We start from the raw sequence: 16,222 nt of genomic DNA, 5'->3' as shown, positions 1-16,222 counted from the left end.
GTCGCCCCTTCGGGGCGGGGGTCCGGGGTGCCCCCGGGCCCGCGTTGCCGGGTGCGGACCTGCTGTGGCTGGGCGCGCAGTTCCCCGCGCCCCTGCGGGGGTGACCCCCGTCCCCATTCTTCCCGCAGACGGGGGACGGGCTGGGAGGGGACGGTGCGGGAGTGTCCCCGCAGGAACTGTGCACACACCCGGCCCACCCAACGAAGGGAGCCGCACGCACAGTTCCGAGGAGACACTCCCGTGGCGGCCCCGACCCCACCCACCGAAGGTGCACCGCCAGGGGCGCGGGGAACGGCGCGAACAACCACGACGGCGCGGCAGACGGCAAAGCAGGCCCGGGGGCAGCCCGGGAGCCGCCAGGGCGAGCTACGACGAGTCCAGTGGGCGGCAGCGCGCAGCGGCGAGGCAGCCCGGCGGCCGAGGCCGGCCACGAACAACCCGCACCCCACGCACATCTCCAACCCAAGGGCTTCTCTTTCGCGCCCCCATGCATTGTCATGAACATGCGTTACGAATCTCGTCATGTGCCCCACGCGCCCCGCGCGTGCCCGCACCCCCCACCCGAGAGGACGCACCAGCGTGAAAAGCCCCAAGTACGTGGCGGCCGTCGTCGCCACCACCGCAGCCCTGGTCATGGGCGCCGGCCTGGGAACCGCCACCGCCAGCCCCGCGCAGCCCGCAGCCGTGGGCGTGTGCAGCTCGACCGCGGTCTCCGGCCAGGCGGTGAGCGGCGCACTGCCCCAGGCCGAGGTCCACCGCCGGCTCTCGTCCCTCACCGCGCAGCACCGCGCGCAGTACGGGATCGCGGCCAAGGGCCCGCTCGGCGCCCCCGCGGCCGCATCCGCGCGGCAGTCCCTGGTCGACATCCATCCCGCGCAGGGCACCGCCTTCAAGTCGGCGTCGGGCGCGGACGGTTCCTGCGCCACCCAGTCCGTCTCCACCCAACTCACCGTCCAGGAAGGCGCCACCACCATCTACACGCCGACGATGTACCCGCCGGGCGGCTCCTGCGTCGAACTCGTCACCGTGTACACGCAGTCCGTGCGCGAGGTCGCCGCCTGGGACTGGTGCCGCAGCGTGAACTTCGCCGCCTCGGTGCCGATCACCTCCTCGTTCCTGAGCACGTACGGCAACGGCTCCGGCGCCTACACCGGCCGCGTCATCAGGACCTCGTCGTCCTCCAACACCTGGTCCGCGGCGCTCTACAACTACGCCGCGGGCCGCTGGGACACCCTGTTCACGCAGTCCGGCACCAACCAGTCCGGCAGGACGGACGGTTGGGACATCGAGGAGCTGTACTCCTCGGTCGGCTCCTCCGGACAGGCGTACTCCTGCGGCGAGATGGCGGGCCTGACCTTCGAGTCCAGCGGCATCTCCGTCCGCACCAACGGCGTGTGGTCCGCCGCCTCCTCCGCGAACGCGGACACCCACTACGACTCGCCGAGCAGCGGTTTCTACTGCCCCACCCGCAGCTACCAGATGATCAGCGCCTACGACCACTGGAAGGACGTCGGCTGACGGCACCCCAGGACCGGCGTTCCGGCCGGGCCCGGCGTGGGAGCATGCGGGCGTGAGCGAGCTTGCTGTGCTCGGGACGGGCGGGGCCTGGCCGGAGGCCGGGCGGGCGGCGAGCGGCTTCCTGCTGGAGGCCGACGGCTTCCGCCTGGCCCTCGACCTCGGCTACGCCACGCTCCCGCGGCTGCTGGAGCGCTGCGCAGCGGCCGCGCTCGACGCCGTGGTGATCACCCATGGACACCCCGATCACTGCGCGGACCTGAGCGCGCTGTGCCGGGCGCTGCTGTTCGGTGAAAGGCGCCGCGGCCGGGTGCCGCTGTACTGCCCGCCGGGGGTGCTCGGCCGGGTCCAGGCGATGGAGCCGACCGAGGACCTCCACGAGGTCTTCGACCCCCGTCCGCTGCCGGGCGACCACGCGGTCGGCCCGTTCCGGCTGGCGGCCCGGCTGCTGCCGCACCATGTGCCGCACGCGGGAGTGCGGTTGACCGCTCCCGGACTGACGCTGGCCTACAGCGGGGACGCGGGCCCCGACCCCGTCCTCGGCGAACTGGCCGCCGGCGCCGACCTGTTGATCGCGGGTGCCACGCTGCTGGGCCCCGCCGCCGACCCGCACCTGCTCAGCGCCGCCCAGGCCGGGGTGTGGGCCTCGCGCGCGGGAGTGCGGCGCCTGCTGCTCACGCACTTCTGGCCCGGCGCCGAGCGCGCCCGCTCCGTCGCGGAGGCCGCTGCCGCCTACGGCGGGGAGATCCTGGCGGCCGACGAGGGGATGGCGCTCTCCCTGTGAACGGCCCCGGGCCGCCGAACCGCTCCGGACCCTGTGAACGGCCCCAGGGCCGCTGAACGGCCTTGGGGCCACCGAACGGAGCCGGGGCCGCGCAGCACCACGCGGCCCCGGTTCCCGTCCGGGCCGAAGCCCGTCCGAGGTCAGTGCATCCAGAGCAGGTACAGGCCGTTCGTGCCGTACTCGCAGATGTAGACCGGGCCGTGCACCGGCGCGTCGGCCTGGGCCTGGGCGACGCAGCTGTCGTACGTGGGGAAGTACCCGAGGAACATGAAGCCGCTGCCGGGCGGCGGTGACGCGTGTGCGGCGGTTCCGGCGAGGCCGAGGCCGAGCACCGCGGTGGCGGTCAGGACGGCGGCACGGGTGAGGACCCTCTTGCGCATATCGGTCACAACTTCCTTCCAGGCAGGCGTCAGCCGCCTGCTGAACGGGCCAGATGGGGTGTTGTGCGTGGAGATGCGTGCACCACGAAGCCTGCCCGGTGGCGGGCTCCGTTTTCAATAGGTCCAGACCAATTGGTGAGGGTGGGGTCCGTGGGGCGGCCGCCGGAACGCGGAGCCCGCTCCGCCCGCGCCGCCGCGTTCGTCGCGCCGGCGGCGGGCTGACCCGGGCAACGGGACGGGCCTGCCGTGCGCCCCGAACGCGCCCGCCGGGGGCCGGACATGGCCGGGCCGACCCGGGGCAACCGACCTCTGAGGCGGTCCGCCCCCCGGGCCGCCGACGAGATCCGACGGAAGGGGGACCAGATGACCATCCTCTGGGCGATCGTCGCGGGCCTGATCATCGGCCTGCTCGCCAGGCTCGTCCTGCCCGGACGCCAGCCGATCCCGCTGTGGGCGACCATCGTGGCCGGCATCGTCGGCGGGCTGGTGGGCAACGGCCTGGCCGCGGGCTTCGGCGTCGCGCACACCAGCGGCGTCGACTGGACGCGCCACGCCCTGCAGGTGGGTGCCGCGGCCGTGCTCATCGCGATCGTCACACCGCTGTGGACGGGCAGGCGCCGCGTCTGAGGCGCGTCCGGCCGGGGCCCTACGCCTCGGCCCGCGCCGTGCCGGTACCGGGTGCCGCCCCGCCGGCCGCGGCGCCGCGTGCCGCCTGCGCCGCGGTGTCGCGTGCCTCGTCGCGCCGCAGCGCGACGACGGCCATGTCGTCGTGCAGACCTGCCGCCGCGTGCGCCCGCAGGTCGTCGGTCACGGCCTCGACCAGGCGGGCCGGCCGGTGCTCGGCCCATCCGTCGGCGCGCTCCAGCAGCGGGTAGAACGTGCCGCCGGCGTCCCGCGCCTCGGTGACGCCGTCGGTGTACACCAGCAGCCGGTCGCCGGGCCCGAACGGGAACGTGGTCGGCGTGTACCCGCCCTCGGCCAGGGCACCCAGGCCCAGCGGCGGCGCGGGGTTCTCGACGTCCAGCGGCGTGACCGAGCCCTCGTGGAAGAGCAGCGGCGGCAGGTGGCCGCAGCTCACCACGTGGACGTACGGCTCGTCGTCCGGGATGTCGATGATCGCCGCGGTCACGAAGCGCTCCCCGAGGTCGGCTGTCGTGCCGCCTTCGCCGTCCGGCGGCGAGCAGGCGCCCGAGCAGTCGTTCAGGCCCCAGCGGACGCTGCCCTCCATTTGGGCGACCAGCTCGGGCAGCGGCGACTGGCGGTGGGCCGCGGCTCGGAAGGCGCCCAGGACGGTCTCGGTGTCGCCGATCGACGCCAGCCCCTTGCCGCGGACGTCGCCGATCAGCAGCCGCGTCGACCCGTCGGTCCGAGCCACCGCGTACAGGTCGCCGCCGAGCGGCGTGCCGGCGTCGGCGGCGCGGTAGGCCGAGGCCAGCGAGAGCGGCCCCAGGCGGGGCGGCAGCGGGCGCAGCACCGCCTCCGACACGTGGCGCAGGCCCGCCAGCTCGTGGCGGCGGCGTTCCAGCAGCATGCTGGCCGCCAGCAGCAGCCCCGACAGCGCGACGAAGGAACCGAGCTGCACCAGGACGTTCTCGGTGGTGAGCGTCATCCGCTCGGCCCCGGCGGTGACCAGGGCGACGACCGCCAGGGCGGCGACCAGCGCCGCCCGGCGGGGGCTGAAGAGGACCGCGGTCAGGGCGACGGGCACCACCAGCAGGTGCGCCAGGTGGATGTCCTGCGGGAGGAACAGGTCCGCGACCGGCACCAGCGCGATCAGCGTGACCGCCGCCGCGGTCCAGGCGCGGCTCAGCGTGTCCACGGGACCGCGCGAAGCCGCTGGACGCCGTGCGGGCGCGCGGCCCCGTGCGGCCGAGGGACCCGGTGCGGCCGACGGACCCCTTGGGGAGGTGGGACCGCGCAACGACGACGTCCTGCCCCGGAACGTTCTGTGCGGGCCACGCATGCGGACTCCACTCCTCGCGAACAACGTGGCCCCTAACAGCGGGTGAAAGCACCGCATTATTCCCGTATCACACAGAGTGCCCGGATTGTCATGATGCGAGGTCGGGCCGCCCAGCCGCCCCGCCGCCCCGCCGCCCCGTCGTCATGCCGCCTGGCGGCGGGGCGGTGCGGGGTCAGGGCAGGCGGGCGCGGCCCGCGGTGAGGGCGGCGGTGGTCTCCACGACGCGTCGTGCCTGGTGGCGGGCCGCCTGGAGGATCACCTCGCCGGGCGGGCCGTCGCCGGCCACATGGGACGTGCCGTAGGGGTTGCCCGACTGGAACTGGACCGGGTCGGTGTAGCCCGGCGGCACGATGATCCCGCCCCAGTGGCAGAAGGTGTTCGCCAGCGCCAGCAGCGTCGACTCCTGCCCGCCGTGCGCGGTGTTGGAGGCGGTGAACGCCGAGTACACCTTGTCGGCGAGCTTGCCGTGGAACCACAGCGGGCCGGTGCTGTCGATGAACGCCCGCAGCTGGCTGCACGGGTTGCCGAAGCGGGTGGGGGTGCCGAACAGCACCGCGTCCGCCCACTCCAGGTCGTCGTGCGCGGCGAGGGCGACGCCGGCGGTGTCCTCCAGGTGCTGGGCCCACTCCGGACGGGCGGCGACCGCCTCCGGCGGCGCCGTCTCGGCGACCTTGCGCAACCGCACCTCGGCGCCGGCCTTCTCCGCGCCCTCGGCGGCGGCCCGCGCCAGCGTATGGAGGGTGCCGGTGGAGCTGTAGTAGATGATCGCGACGTGCACGGGGCGCTGCCCGGTCTCCATACGGTCTCTCCTTCGTCGTCCGTGCCCGCGGCGGCCGGTGCCGCCTGCACGGTGGTCCGACGGGTAGGACGGAACAGCCGCGCCGGATGTGAGCATCCGGGCCCGGCCTCACATTCCGGGGCGCTGTTTCGTCGGAGTGGGTGAACGGAGATGGAGAAGCAGGGAACGACGCAGGGGAACGGGAGACCGCGTGCGGCGATGCGTTCGAGGGAAGCGGTGACGCCATGACCAGCCCGTCCGAGCAGGACGAGCAGGACGAGCAGGACGAGCAGGACGAGCAGGCCCGATCCGCGGCCGCGGGGGAGCGGGGCGCGTCCGATCCGCGGGCGGCCGCGGTCATGGGCGAGCGCCGCCGGCTGACCAACCTCGCCTACCGGATGCTGGGTTCGCTGGCCGACGCCGAGGACGCCGTCCAGGAGACGTACGCCCGCTGGTACGCGCTGCGGCCCGAGCAGCGGGCGGCGGTCGAACTCCCCGGCGCCTGGCTGACGACCGTCGCCAGCCGCGTCTGCCTGGACGTGCTGGGGTCGGCGCGGGCCCGCCGCGAGAGTTACGTCGGCGCGTGGCTGCCCGAGCCGCTGCCGGACCGTGCGGAGTGGGTGGCCGGGCGGCCGGGCGAGGCCGGCGTCGATCCGGCGGACCGGGTCACCCTCGACGAGTCGGTCAGCATGGCCTTCCTCGTGGTGCTGGAGGAGATGACCCCGGCCCAGCGGGTCGCGTTCATCCTGCACGACGTGTTCCGCTACCCGTTCGCCGACGTGGCCCGGATCGTCGGCCGGGCGCCCGAGGCGTGCCGCCGGCTGGCGTCCACGGCCCGCCGCCGCATCCGCGACGCGCAGCCCGACGCGACGGCCGCACAGGCCGCGTCCGCGGACCAGCGTGCCGGTGTCGTCCGGGCGTTCAGGAGGGCGTGGGAGGCCAGGGACATCGCGGCGCTGGTGGACCTGCTCGCCCCGGACGCGACGGCGACCGGCGACGGCGGCGGCCTGGTCACCGCCGTGCTGCGGCCGGTCGAGGGAGCGGCGGCGATAGCGCGCTTCTACCTGGAACGGCCGGGCCCGGCCGCCGGGCTCGCCTTCGTGGAGTGCACGGTCAACGGCCAGCCGGGGCTGGCCGTCAGGCGCGGTGGCGTGACCGTCTCGGTGATGGCCTTCGCGGTCGCCGGCGACCGGATCCAGCACATCTGGGCCGTGCTCAACCCCGACAAGCTCCGCCCTTGGGGGGCGGTTTCGGCGGCCTAGGGTCCGGCAGGACCCGGCTGGCCGCGTGCTCCGGGCCCGCCCGGCAGGAGGGGGTGGGCGGGCCCGGACGGCGCGTCAGTGCACGTGGATCGTCACCGTGACGGTCTTGAGGACCGCCGGCAGCCTGGTGGTGTCGACCTTGAGGATCTCGCCGCTGTCGCTCTGCCCCGTGGACGGGATGACCTTCCGGTGGACGGTCCACGTCCCGTCGGGGTCGACGGCGATGGTGTCGATGCCGAAGTCGTCGTCGTTGGACAGGTAGAGCGTCCGGCCGCCGTCCGCGGTGGCCACACCCTCGACCTTGTCGTGCGCGAAGAACGAGCCGCTGGGGTCGAGTTGGGTCACCAGCGCGCCGACGCTGAGGTACGGCTGCTTCTGCGCGACGGTGACGCCGGCGGACGTCAGCGCGGTGCGCGCCGCGTCGGTGCCGGCCTTGCCGACGAACGCCTCGGGCGACATGCCGCCGATGGTCAGGCCGCTCACGTCGGTGGCGCCGGCGATGTCGACCGCGTAGAGGGTCTTGCGGGCGGACGGCTCGAAGTTGCCGTCGCGTTCGTCGACCAGGAACCGGGTGCCGGAGAGCGCCGTGATCTCGCTGTTGGCGTCACCGGTGAGGCTCGGGTCGTCCAGCAGGTACAGGTACTGCTTGGTGGCGAACGTCCGCAGGTCGATCGTGACGATGCGGGTCGGCGCGACGTTGCCGGCCTTGGTGCTGCCGAGGTCCGGCTGCTGGAGCGCGGACTGCATGACGCCGACGAGCGTGGAGCCGTCGGGGGTGACCGTCAGGCCCTCCATGCCCTTGTTCTTGGCGCGGTAGGCCAGTTCGGACGGCAGGTACCCGACGATCTTGTGGAACGCGTTGTCCGGGCTGTCCCTGTACGGGGTCAGCCGGCCCAGCTCGTAGCCGTCGGCGTCGAAGTGCGTGAGGTACGGGCCGTACTCGTCCGACACCCAGAACGTGCCGTCGGGCAGCGCCACCAGGCCCTCGGAGTCGTAGCCGTACGGGTCCTTGGACACCGGCACCGGGGTGCCGCCGTTGGCGTTGGTGGCGGCGACGTCGTCGATGACCTCGCTGGTGTCGTGCGGCGGGCGGCCGCTGTACGGCACGCCGCCGAGGCTCTTCGGGCCCTTCAGCAGGACCTTCCCGACCAGCTCGGCCTTGCCGCCGACCAGCCTGAACTCGCCGATCTGCGGGGTGAAGCCGAGCAGCATCTCGGACTTGTTGCCGTCGGGGGCGTCGGCGTTGGGGCCGCGGTCGGTCAGTCCGTAGAAGGAGCCGGGACGGTTCGGCACCGGGGTCAGCGAGGAGCCGTAGCCCTCACCGGACAGGGCGGTGGTGGTGCCCCCGGGGCCCGGGACCTGGGCGAGCGGCGCGAGCGGCTTGCCGTTCACGCGGGTGTCCCGGAACAGCTGCACCGCGTCGGTCGTCGTGTACGTGAACGTGTCCGTGCCCGTGAAGCCGGTGCTCGGGGTGTACGTGAACGTGCCGTCCGCGTTGACCGTCGCCGTCCCGTGGGACGGGTCGGTGTGCCGGACGACCGCGGTCGCGCCGGAGTCGTTCCGCAGCACGTCGCCCTTCACCGTGCCGTGGCCGGAGAACGTGTCGGCGGAGGCCCGGAAGTCGTGCGACGGGGTGGACGTGCGGCCGCCGGACTGGGCGGTGGCCGTCCCCGCGCCCACCACGGCGAACGTGGCGGCGATCGCCACGGCGATCCGGACGCGCTTGCGAGTCAGGGGTCTGGAAGACATACCCCCGAATGTGGCGGTCCGCGATGAACTCCCCGGCGACACCGGATGAACCCTCGGTTCCCGCCGCGGCAGAACGCCGAACGGCGCCCGCACCGCACGGAGTTGCGAAGGTGCGGGGCGGCGGGCAACCCGGCCGGGTGGCGCCCTCCTCCGGCCGGGCGCAACCGTGAGCCCCCGTCAGCCGGCCTGTAGCGCGAGAGGTTGCCGCTCACTCCAGGACCGCCGTGCTGAGGAAGCCCAGCGCCGCCAGGATCGCGGCGGTCCGCACGGCGTGCGCGATCTGCCAGCGGTCGCGGATCCGCGCCCAGTCCGCGGGGGGAGCCTGCGCGTGCCAGCCCGTCTGCTCGACGTTGATGGGGCCGTTGACGGCGAGGGAGATCGCCAGGGCGAGCAGGAGCAGGGCGAGGGCGACGGCCGCCGGCCGCAGCGCCGGGCCGTGTGCGCGGTGCGCGTGGCGGACGAGCGCCGCCACGGCGACCAGGGTCAGCACGGTGACGACCCCGATGTACCAGGTGAGGAAGGCGAACTCGGCCTGCCGGACGCGGACGTACTCCGGGCCGGTCAGCCGCCGGAACGCCAGCTCGAGGACGAGCACGGTGACGGCGATCCCGGCCAGGATCGCGCAGCCCAGCAGGCTCGCGTACCGGGCGGTCCGCACCCATCGCGTGCCGTCCGCCCCTGTCGCCTTCGTCGTGTTCGCCGCGTTCGTCACCCTGGCACCTCCTGGTGGGACTCTGTCCTCTCCGGCTGCCCGATGCCAGGAGGAAGGGGCGGCTCCGGCGGCGGCGCGCCGCTCCAGCCGTCACTCCCGCCTCATTGACATGTTCATACCTCTGCGCGATCCTGCCGGAACGTGCTTCCGCCGTTGTTGACTTCTGTGCGGAAGCAGTGGAATCGGAGGAGTTCCGACGGTCAGACGCCAAGAATCCCCCTCCGATGCGATCTGACCGGACGTCGTCAGCCGGTTCCGCCCACTGCCGGCCCGGCGTCGAAGCGGAGGCCGACCATGGAAACGGGACGATGAAGCTCCTGCGAAGTCTCAACGGCGCCCTGGCCGTCACCGTGTGCGGTGCCCTGGCCGCCGTGCTGTCGCTGCTGTGCCCCGCGCCCGCCCAGGCATCCCAGACCACCATCCACAACGCCGACCCGAGCGTGATCCGGGTCGGCAGCACCTACATCTCGGCGGAGACCTCCGGCGGCGGCATCGCCGTCCGGGAGGCGTCGTCGCCGAGTGCGCTCGGCGCGGCCACCGCCAAGAAGGTGTGGACGAACCCCAGCGGCCGCAGCGAGGTGTGGGCACCGGAGATCGTGGTCGACAGCGGCCGCTACTACATCTACTTCACGGCCGGCGCCGGCGCGGCCCACCGGATGTACGTGATCAGCTCCGCCACCGCGAACAGCGGGTACGGGGCCGAGAAGCAGCTGGCCCTGCCGGACGGCAAGTGGGCGATCGACGGCAACATGTTCACCTTCAAGGGCCAGCGCTGGTTCGTCTGGTCCGGCTGGGCGGGCGACACCAACGTCGAGCAGAACCTCTACCTGGCCCGGATGAGCAACCCGACCACGCCGACCGGCGCGCGCTACATCATCTCGCAGCCGCGCGAGAGCTGGGAGCGCGTGGTCGGCAACCCCTACATCAACGAGGCGCCGGCCGCGATCAAGGACCCCAACGGCCAGCTGCACATCGTCTATTCGGCCAACGGCAGCTGGAGCGACCAGTACTGCATGGCCGACCTGCGGCTGCGGGCCGGCGGCGACCCGACGTACGTCTGGGATTGGTACAAGTCGAACGGCTGCCTGTTCGGGTCGCACGCCGCCACGATGATGAAGGGGTGGGACCCCACCCTCTACGTCGACGGTCCCGGCAGCCACAGCTTCGTGCTGCTCAACGGTGACATCAACACCAGCCCGCCGGCCGGCCCGAAGTTCCCGCTGATGTTCACCGCGGTCCCCAAGGGGACCCCCTACTCCTGGTCCGCGCGCTACTGGTTCACCGGCAGCTTCTGCTGGTGGGGCAACACCACGTACTCCCGGGCCAACGTCCCCGGCGCCACCACCAACACCGGCTTCAGCCTGAAGTTCTTCGAGTAAGCCGCGGTTCCACCCCTGCGCGACCCTGACCCTGCCCCGCCCCCCGGCGGCGCAGGGTCAGTCGCGTCCGAACACCGAATCGCGCGCGACTTCTTGACGGTCGGGCGGGGGGCCTTGACACTGCCATACGGATCGGGGAGCCCCTGATCCGTAGATTGAGAGCGTTCTCTGAAAAAGATTCAGAGGTCGCGAGAGGAGAGTGAAAACAGAAACCAAGGAGAAGTGCGCGATCTGCCCCCACAATCCGCGCCGACCCGGCGTTCACTTCGTGAACTCGGGTGAAAGGACCCCCCACTTCATGCGTACATCCCTCACCGAGAACCGCTCCGGGCCCGCGCCGCGGGCGGCCGGAGGACGGCGGCGGCGTGCCGTCGCCGCGCTCGGCGCTCTGGCCCTGCTGCTCGGCGGGCTGCTGGGCCTGTCCGAGACGGTCGGGACCGCCTCCGCGGACTCCACGGACTACACCCAGAGCGTCAGCCAGACGAGCAGCACCCAGGCGCAGGTCACCTTCACACCGACCTCGGCCTCGTCGTACGTGATCATCCACTACCTGGTGAACAACACGAACCAGCAGAACGTGCAGATGACGGCGGCCGGTTCGGCCTGGCAGTACACCGTCGGCGGCCTGTCGAGCGGCAACGTGCTGAGCTACTCGTTCACGTACACCAAGGGCGGCCCGCAGTACGACAGCCCGTGGTTCACGTACACGCAGGGCGGCGGGACCACCACGCCGCCCGGGACCGTGGCGACCCCCACCTTCAGTCCGGGCGGCGGCAGTTACACCTCCGCCCAGTCGGTGACGATCTCCGACGCCACCTCGGGCGCGGCGATCCACTACACGACCGACGGCTCCACGCCGACCGCCTCCTCCACGACGTACGGCAGCGCAATCACCGTCAGCAGCACCACCACGCTCAAGGCGATCGCCGTGAAGTCCGGGTCCACCGACTCGGCCGTGGCCAGCGCCACGTACACCATCGGCAGCACCGCGGGCTCCTGCCCGGCGCAGTCCGACACCCCCGACTTCGGCTCGAACGTCCACGTCTTCGACCCGTCGATGGGCAACGCGGCCATCCAGTCCCAGCTGGACGCCCAGTTCAACCAGATGAAGGACACCCAGACCGCCCAGTTCAGCGAGAACCGGGTGGCCGACCTGTTCAAGCCCGGCACCTACAACGTCGAAGACAACGTCGGCTTCTACACCTCGGTGGCCGGCCTCGGCCAGAACCCGGACGACGTCACGATCAACGGCGACGTCACCGTCGACGCCTTCAACGCCTCGGACGCGGGCAACGCCACGCAGAACTTCTGGCGTTCGGCCGAGAACCTCGCCATCAACCCCTCCAGCGGCACCGACCGCTGGGCGGTCGCCCAGGCCGCGCCGTTCCGCCGCATCGACGTGCACGGCAACCTGGCGCTCTACCCGGCGAGTTACGGCTACGCCAGCGGCGGCTACATCGCCGACAGCAAGGTCAGCGGCCAGGCGTCGTCGGTGTCGCAGCAGCAGTGGTACACCCGCGACAGCACCCTGGGGAGCTGGGCGGGCGGCGTGTGGAACATGGTCTTCTCGGGTGTGAACGGCGCCCCGGCGAACACCTTCCCGAGCCCGCCGGAGACCACCCTGGGCACCACCCCGGTCTCCCGCGACGTCCCGTACCTGTACATCGACAGCTCCGGCAAGTACCACGTGTTCCTGCCGAGCCTGCGCACCAACGCCTCCGGGCCGAGCTGGGCCGGCGGCAGCACCCCCGGCAGCTCGCTGCCGATGAGCCAGTTCTACGTGGTGAAGGCCGGTGACACCGCGGCCACCATCAACAACGCCCTGGCCCAGGGCTGCAACCTGTTCGTCACGCCGGGCGTGTACCACCTGAACCAGACGCTCAACATCACCAAGGCCAACACGGTGGTCCTGGGCATCGGTTACCCGACCTTCGTGCCGGACAACGGCGTCAACGCGATGCAGGTCGCCGACGTGGACGGCGTCCGGATCAAGGGCCTGCTGTTCGACGCCGGCACCACCAACTCCCAGGCCCTGCTGACCGTCGGGCCGTCCGGCTCGTCCGCGAGCCACGCCGCCAACCCCACCACCATCCAGGACGTGTTCTTCCGGATCGGCGGGGAGATCGCCGGCAAGGCCACCCAGAGCCTGGTCGTGAACAGCAGCGACACGATCATCGACCACATCTGGGCCTGGCGCGCCGACCACGGCAACTCCGGGACGGTCGGCTGGACCACCAACACCGCCGACACCGGCCTGACCGTCAACGGCGCCAACGTCCTGGCCGACGGCCTGTTCGTCGAGCACTACCAGAAGTACGAGGTGGTGTGGAACGGCCAGGGCGGCCGGACGATCTTCTTCCAGAACGAGAACCCGTACGACCCGCCCAACCAGGCCGCCTGGATGAACCCTTCGGGGGTCAACGGCTACGCGGCCTACAAGGTCGGCGCCAACGTCACCAGCCATGAGGCCTGGGGACTGGGCAGCTACTGCTACTTCAACGTCAACCCGTCCGTGAACAACTACCACGCGTTCGAGGTGCCCAACACCGCGGGTGTGAAGTTCCACGACGTGCTGACCGTGTCGCTGGGCGGGGTGGGCACCATCACCCACGTCATCAACGACACCGGCGCGGTCACCGCGTCCAACACCACGCCGAGCAACGTGGTGTCCTTCCCCTGACGGGTCGCTGAACGACTCGCCTGACATCCGCGGGCCCCACCGGAACACCGGTGGGGCCCGCGGCCGTCACTGTGACCAGCTCCTCCGGCGCGTCGCAGCCGAACAGCCAGGGACATGTGGCAGCGGTGTTCGTGGGGCCGGCGGTCAGCCCTCGGTGCGCGGCGCCGCGATGAGCGCGGTCGTCTCGGCGGGCAGGTCGGCGACGCGTTCCACGTCCAGCCCGGCCCGGTCGAGGAGCGCCGTGAACCGTTCGAGGGTGCGGTGGCGGCCGCCGTTGGTCATGAGCAGGTGCAGGTCCCACAGCGCGGGCAGCACGGTAGGGTCCTCGTCCACGACCACGCGCTCCAGGACGACCAGCCGCGAGGACGCGTCGGCCATCGCCTTGCGGCAGTTCTCGAAGACGCCGACGACCGCGTCGTCGCTCCACCCCGCGAGCACCCGGCACAGCAGGTAGACGTCCCTGCCCTGCGGCACCGCCGCGAACATGTCGCCGCCGACCAGTTCGACGCGGTCCAGGCCCACTGTGGCGGCGAGGTTCTCCGCCGCGACCGGCACGACGTGCTCGCGGTCGAGCAGGGTGCCGTGCGCGTCCGGCACCGCGGCCAGGATCGCGGCGGTCAACTGGCCGATGCCGCCGCCGATGTCGGCGAACGACCTGCCCGCGAAGTCGACGACCTCCGGGACGTGGTCGAAGAACAGGTTGCCGGCCTTCATCGCGCGCTGGAACCGCGCGTTCACGTCCTCGTCGTGGCTGAGGTAGCGGTACAGCGGCTCGCCGTAGGCGATCTCGAAGCCCGCGGTCAGCGTGGTGATCGCCTGGTGCGCGTGCCCCCACGCGGTGTAGAACTCCTCGCCGTACAGCAGGCACATGTTCCGCAGCGAGTCCGGCTCGTCGAGCAGCACGCTACTCAGCGCGGTGTTGCCGTAGCCGGACTCCCCGTCGCCGTCGAACACGCCCATCGCGACCAGCAGCCGCATCAGCCGGTGGACACCCTCCTGCTGGGCGCCGGTCGCCTCCGCGAGCGCGCGGTCGGTGGTGCGGCCGGCCGCGAGGTGGTCCGGGATCCCCATCTTGAGCGCGGTGTGCAGGCACTGCGCCCGCCAGCCGCCCGTGATCAGCTCGACGGCCTCCCGGGCGGCCTTCAGGTCGGTCTTCACTGCGGAACCTCCTGGCGGACGGCACTCGCTCGGGTGAGGACGCCGTCTCGGTCGATGTTCTCGGCGAATTCAGGGGCGGTGCCCGCGCAATTCACCGTGCAGGGCACGTGTTTCACGCCTGTACTTTTCAACGGTCAACGATCGGGTCGGATTTCCTGGTGCGCTGCGCCGGAAGAGGAGTGGGATCCCGGGTTTTGGCCTTCCGTAATTGGAGCCGAGGGAAGTCCCCGCCGTCAAGCCCGCCATTGACGCCATCCTGGCCGCCGTCGGGGTCCGCCGGAACCGGTCGAGCGGTCATCGACTATGGCTCCACCGGAGGATATTGTTTCGGCCAGTGGAAAGGGATCCCTTTGCTGTTTCGGCCAATTGCCGGGTAGCCGGGCGTCGCGCCCCGCCCTGCGACGCCGCCTTCTTCGTCCCGCGACCTCGCAGGTGGCGGCGCTGCGCCCGGCGCCGGCAAATGGCGTCAAGTACGCCTGATTCCGGTCGGGTTCCGATTGTGGAAACGGTGGGAGCTGCTGGACGCTCCGAGTCGGCCGTCGTTAGAGTCGGTCGGGTCTGCTGGTGGCATCGGTGTTCGGGTGCCGGTATCGCCGGAGCCGAGTGAACGGACGACGCAGTCTTTCGGCGCCGAGGAGCCGAACCCTTTTCTTGTGCGCGGCAATTGCCTCGCGCACAGGGCGCAACCCGAGCCGACCGCAGCTTTCGAGTGCTTCTCCGTGTTCACGGCGAGAAAGGGTCCTCCGATGACCGGGACGACCGGCGTACCCGCCACCAGCGCTTTTCCGATGCCCCCGGCCGCCCGGTACGCGGTCTTGCCGGGCGGTGCCGCCAGAGTGCCCGCGGGTGCGCGGCGGCGGGCGCATCCCGGATGATCGGCGGGGACGGCGGGTTCGCCGCATGGAGCGCCGGGGAGCCCGCAACGGAGGCGCACCCCGACAACGATGCCCGGGCCGGGACGGCCCTCGGCGGCGCGGACCGGCGCTACGTCAACGGCCTGGGGGCGCGGGGCCATGCGCGTTGACATCGCCTGGTGGGACCTGGACCGCTCCACCGCGACCATCGACTCGCTGCGGGACCACCTGCGGGACGGCACCGTCGACCAGTGGGCCGAAGTCGAGGGCCTGCGGCTGAAGTTCTGGATCGCCGACCGGGAGCGCAACCGCTGGGGGGCCGCGATGCTGTGGGAGACGGCCCCGCCCCCCGATCTCCCGCCCAACCGCGCCGCCGCCCTCATCGGCTACCCGCCCACCCACCGCTTCACCTTCGACGTCGAAGCCGTCGTCGAGGGCGCCCACACCCTGCCCCCCACCCTCCACGGCCTCGGCCCGGCCTTCACCCCCTAGCCCGCCCGCGCCGGAGCCCGGGATGGGGTCCGTGCACCTCGGACGGGTCCCTGATCGTCGTCGACGGGTGAGCCCGCTCTCCTGGGCGGCGGCCGGCCCCGTCGAGTCCGGCGGAATCGGGGGTCGATGTGCTGCCGGCTACGCCTTGGGTGGGCGGAAGGAGACCTGCATGCGGGTGGCCGCGTCGATCTCGTCGAGGGTGAGGAGGGGGGTGGCCCTGGAGTGGAGGGCGCCGCTGGCCTTGACGATGAGGCTCACCGCGGCCATGGAGGTGGCGTCGGGGAAGTCGACGATCATCGCCAGGTCGTCCTCGCCGAAGGCGAAGTACATCGCCTCGACGGTGCCGCCGAGGCCGGACACGACCTCGTCCACGGCCCTCCGGCGCCCGGTGCCGCCCTCCTTCAGCAGACCCCTGGTGCCCTCGGGGGTGTAGCTGGCCTGGATGAGGTACTTGGGCATCCCGTGACGCTCCTTCCCGCGGCTGCGCGCGGCGGTCCCGCGGGCTTCCCGCGCTGG

The 16,222-nt window shown here is 72.2% G+C and carries 14 protein-coding genes; 7 read left to right on the top strand and 7 right to left on the bottom strand.

From position 1 onward, the window contains the following. Window positions 1-579 precede the first annotated feature (579 nt). Complete coding sequence (locus ACH4TG_RS34915) at window positions 580-1,518, top strand: hypothetical protein (RefSeq protein WP_398246672.1); 939 nt, start codon at window positions 580-582, stop codon at window positions 1,516-1,518. Window positions 1,519-1,570: 52 nt separating this feature from the next. After that, the gene (locus tag ACH4TG_RS34910; RefSeq protein WP_398246671.1) at window positions 1,571-2,299 is read left to right on the top strand and encodes an MBL fold metallo-hydrolase; all 729 of its coding nucleotides are present in this window, start codon (window positions 1,571-1,573) and stop codon (window positions 2,297-2,299) included. Window positions 2,300-2,439: 140 nt separating this feature from the next. Here the strand turns inward: ACH4TG_RS34910 and ACH4TG_RS34905 are convergent, their stop codons facing one another. After that, entirely contained in the window at window positions 2,440-2,679 is a 240-nt protein-coding gene (locus tag ACH4TG_RS34905; RefSeq protein WP_398246670.1) for a hypothetical protein, read from the bottom strand. A 363-nt stretch (window positions 2,680-3,042) separates the two neighbouring features. Between ACH4TG_RS34905 and ACH4TG_RS34900 the strand changes: the two genes are divergently transcribed. Further along, on the top strand, window positions 3,043-3,306 hold the full coding sequence (locus tag ACH4TG_RS34900) for a GlsB/YeaQ/YmgE family stress response membrane protein (protein ID WP_398246669.1): 264 nt from the start codon (window positions 3,043-3,045) through the stop codon (window positions 3,304-3,306). A gap of 19 nt (window positions 3,307-3,325) precedes the next feature. Here the strand turns inward: ACH4TG_RS34900 and ACH4TG_RS34895 are convergent, their stop codons facing one another. Next, complete coding sequence (locus tag ACH4TG_RS34895; protein ID WP_398246668.1) at window positions 3,326-4,498, bottom strand: PP2C family protein-serine/threonine phosphatase; 1,173 nt, start codon at window positions 4,496-4,498, stop codon at window positions 3,326-3,328. A gap of 316 nt (window positions 4,499-4,814) precedes the next feature. Beyond that, window positions 4,815-5,441: an NAD(P)H:quinone oxidoreductase gene (gene wrbA / locus ACH4TG_RS34890; RefSeq protein ID WP_398246667.1), complete on the bottom strand. Its 627-nt coding sequence runs from the start codon at window positions 5,439-5,441 to the stop codon at window positions 4,815-4,817. Window positions 5,442-5,779: 338 nt separating this feature from the next. On the opposite strand from wrbA, the gene sigJ reads away from it, so the two are divergent. Beyond that, entirely contained in the window at window positions 5,780-6,682 is a 903-nt protein-coding gene (gene sigJ, locus ACH4TG_RS34885) for an RNA polymerase sigma factor SigJ (protein WP_398246686.1), read from the top strand. 75 nt (window positions 6,683-6,757) lie between these two features. Here sigJ and ACH4TG_RS34880 read toward each other — a convergent pair whose 3' ends face one another. Together ACH4TG_RS34880 and ACH4TG_RS34875 are read right to left on the bottom strand one after the other, a co-directional pair. Next, on the bottom strand, window positions 6,758-8,431 hold the full coding sequence (locus ACH4TG_RS34880) for an esterase-like activity of phytase family protein (RefSeq protein ID WP_398246666.1): 1,674 nt from the start codon (window positions 8,429-8,431) through the stop codon (window positions 6,758-6,760). Between the two features lie 208 nt (window positions 8,432-8,639). After that, complete coding sequence (locus ACH4TG_RS34875) at window positions 8,640-9,143, bottom strand: anthrone oxygenase family protein (protein WP_398246665.1); 504 nt, start codon at window positions 9,141-9,143, stop codon at window positions 8,640-8,642. 308 nt (window positions 9,144-9,451) lie between these two features. On the opposite strand from ACH4TG_RS34875, the gene ACH4TG_RS34870 reads away from it, so the two are divergent. Together ACH4TG_RS34870 and ACH4TG_RS34865 are read left to right on the top strand one after the other, a co-directional pair. Continuing rightward, window positions 9,452-10,522: a glycoside hydrolase family 43 protein gene (locus ACH4TG_RS34870; protein ID WP_398246664.1), complete on the top strand. Its 1,071-nt coding sequence runs from the start codon at window positions 9,452-9,454 to the stop codon at window positions 10,520-10,522. Between the two features lie 298 nt (window positions 10,523-10,820). After that, entirely contained in the window at window positions 10,821-13,202 is a 2,382-nt protein-coding gene (locus ACH4TG_RS34865; RefSeq protein WP_398246663.1) for a chitobiase/beta-hexosaminidase C-terminal domain-containing protein, read from the top strand. A 144-nt stretch (window positions 13,203-13,346) separates the two neighbouring features. Here ACH4TG_RS34865 and ACH4TG_RS34860 read toward each other — a convergent pair whose 3' ends face one another. After that, on the bottom strand, window positions 13,347-14,360 hold the full coding sequence (locus ACH4TG_RS34860; protein WP_398246662.1) for a methyltransferase: 1,014 nt from the start codon (window positions 14,358-14,360) through the stop codon (window positions 13,347-13,349). Window positions 14,361-15,373: 1,013 nt separating this feature from the next. Here ACH4TG_RS34860 and ACH4TG_RS34855 point away from each other — a divergent pair. Then, window positions 15,374-15,706, top strand: a complete 333-nt coding sequence (locus tag ACH4TG_RS34855) for a hypothetical protein (protein ID WP_398246661.1) — start codon at window positions 15,374-15,376, stop codon at window positions 15,704-15,706. Between the two features lie 138 nt (window positions 15,707-15,844). Here the strand turns inward: ACH4TG_RS34855 and ACH4TG_RS34850 are convergent, their stop codons facing one another. After that, window positions 15,845-16,165, bottom strand: coding sequence for a GYD domain-containing protein (locus tag ACH4TG_RS34850; protein WP_398246660.1), 321 nt, complete (start codon window positions 16,163-16,165; stop codon window positions 15,845-15,847). Between the last annotated feature and the right edge of the window lie 57 nt (window positions 16,166-16,222).

Source organism: Streptomyces sp. NPDC020917 (genome assembly GCF_044333795.1).
Taxonomy (GTDB): Bacteria; Actinomycetota; Actinomycetes; order Streptomycetales; family Streptomycetaceae; genus Actinacidiphila.
The sequence above is the reverse complement of the archived record's forward strand: the minus strand, read 5'-3'. Positions and strand labels throughout refer to the sequence as shown.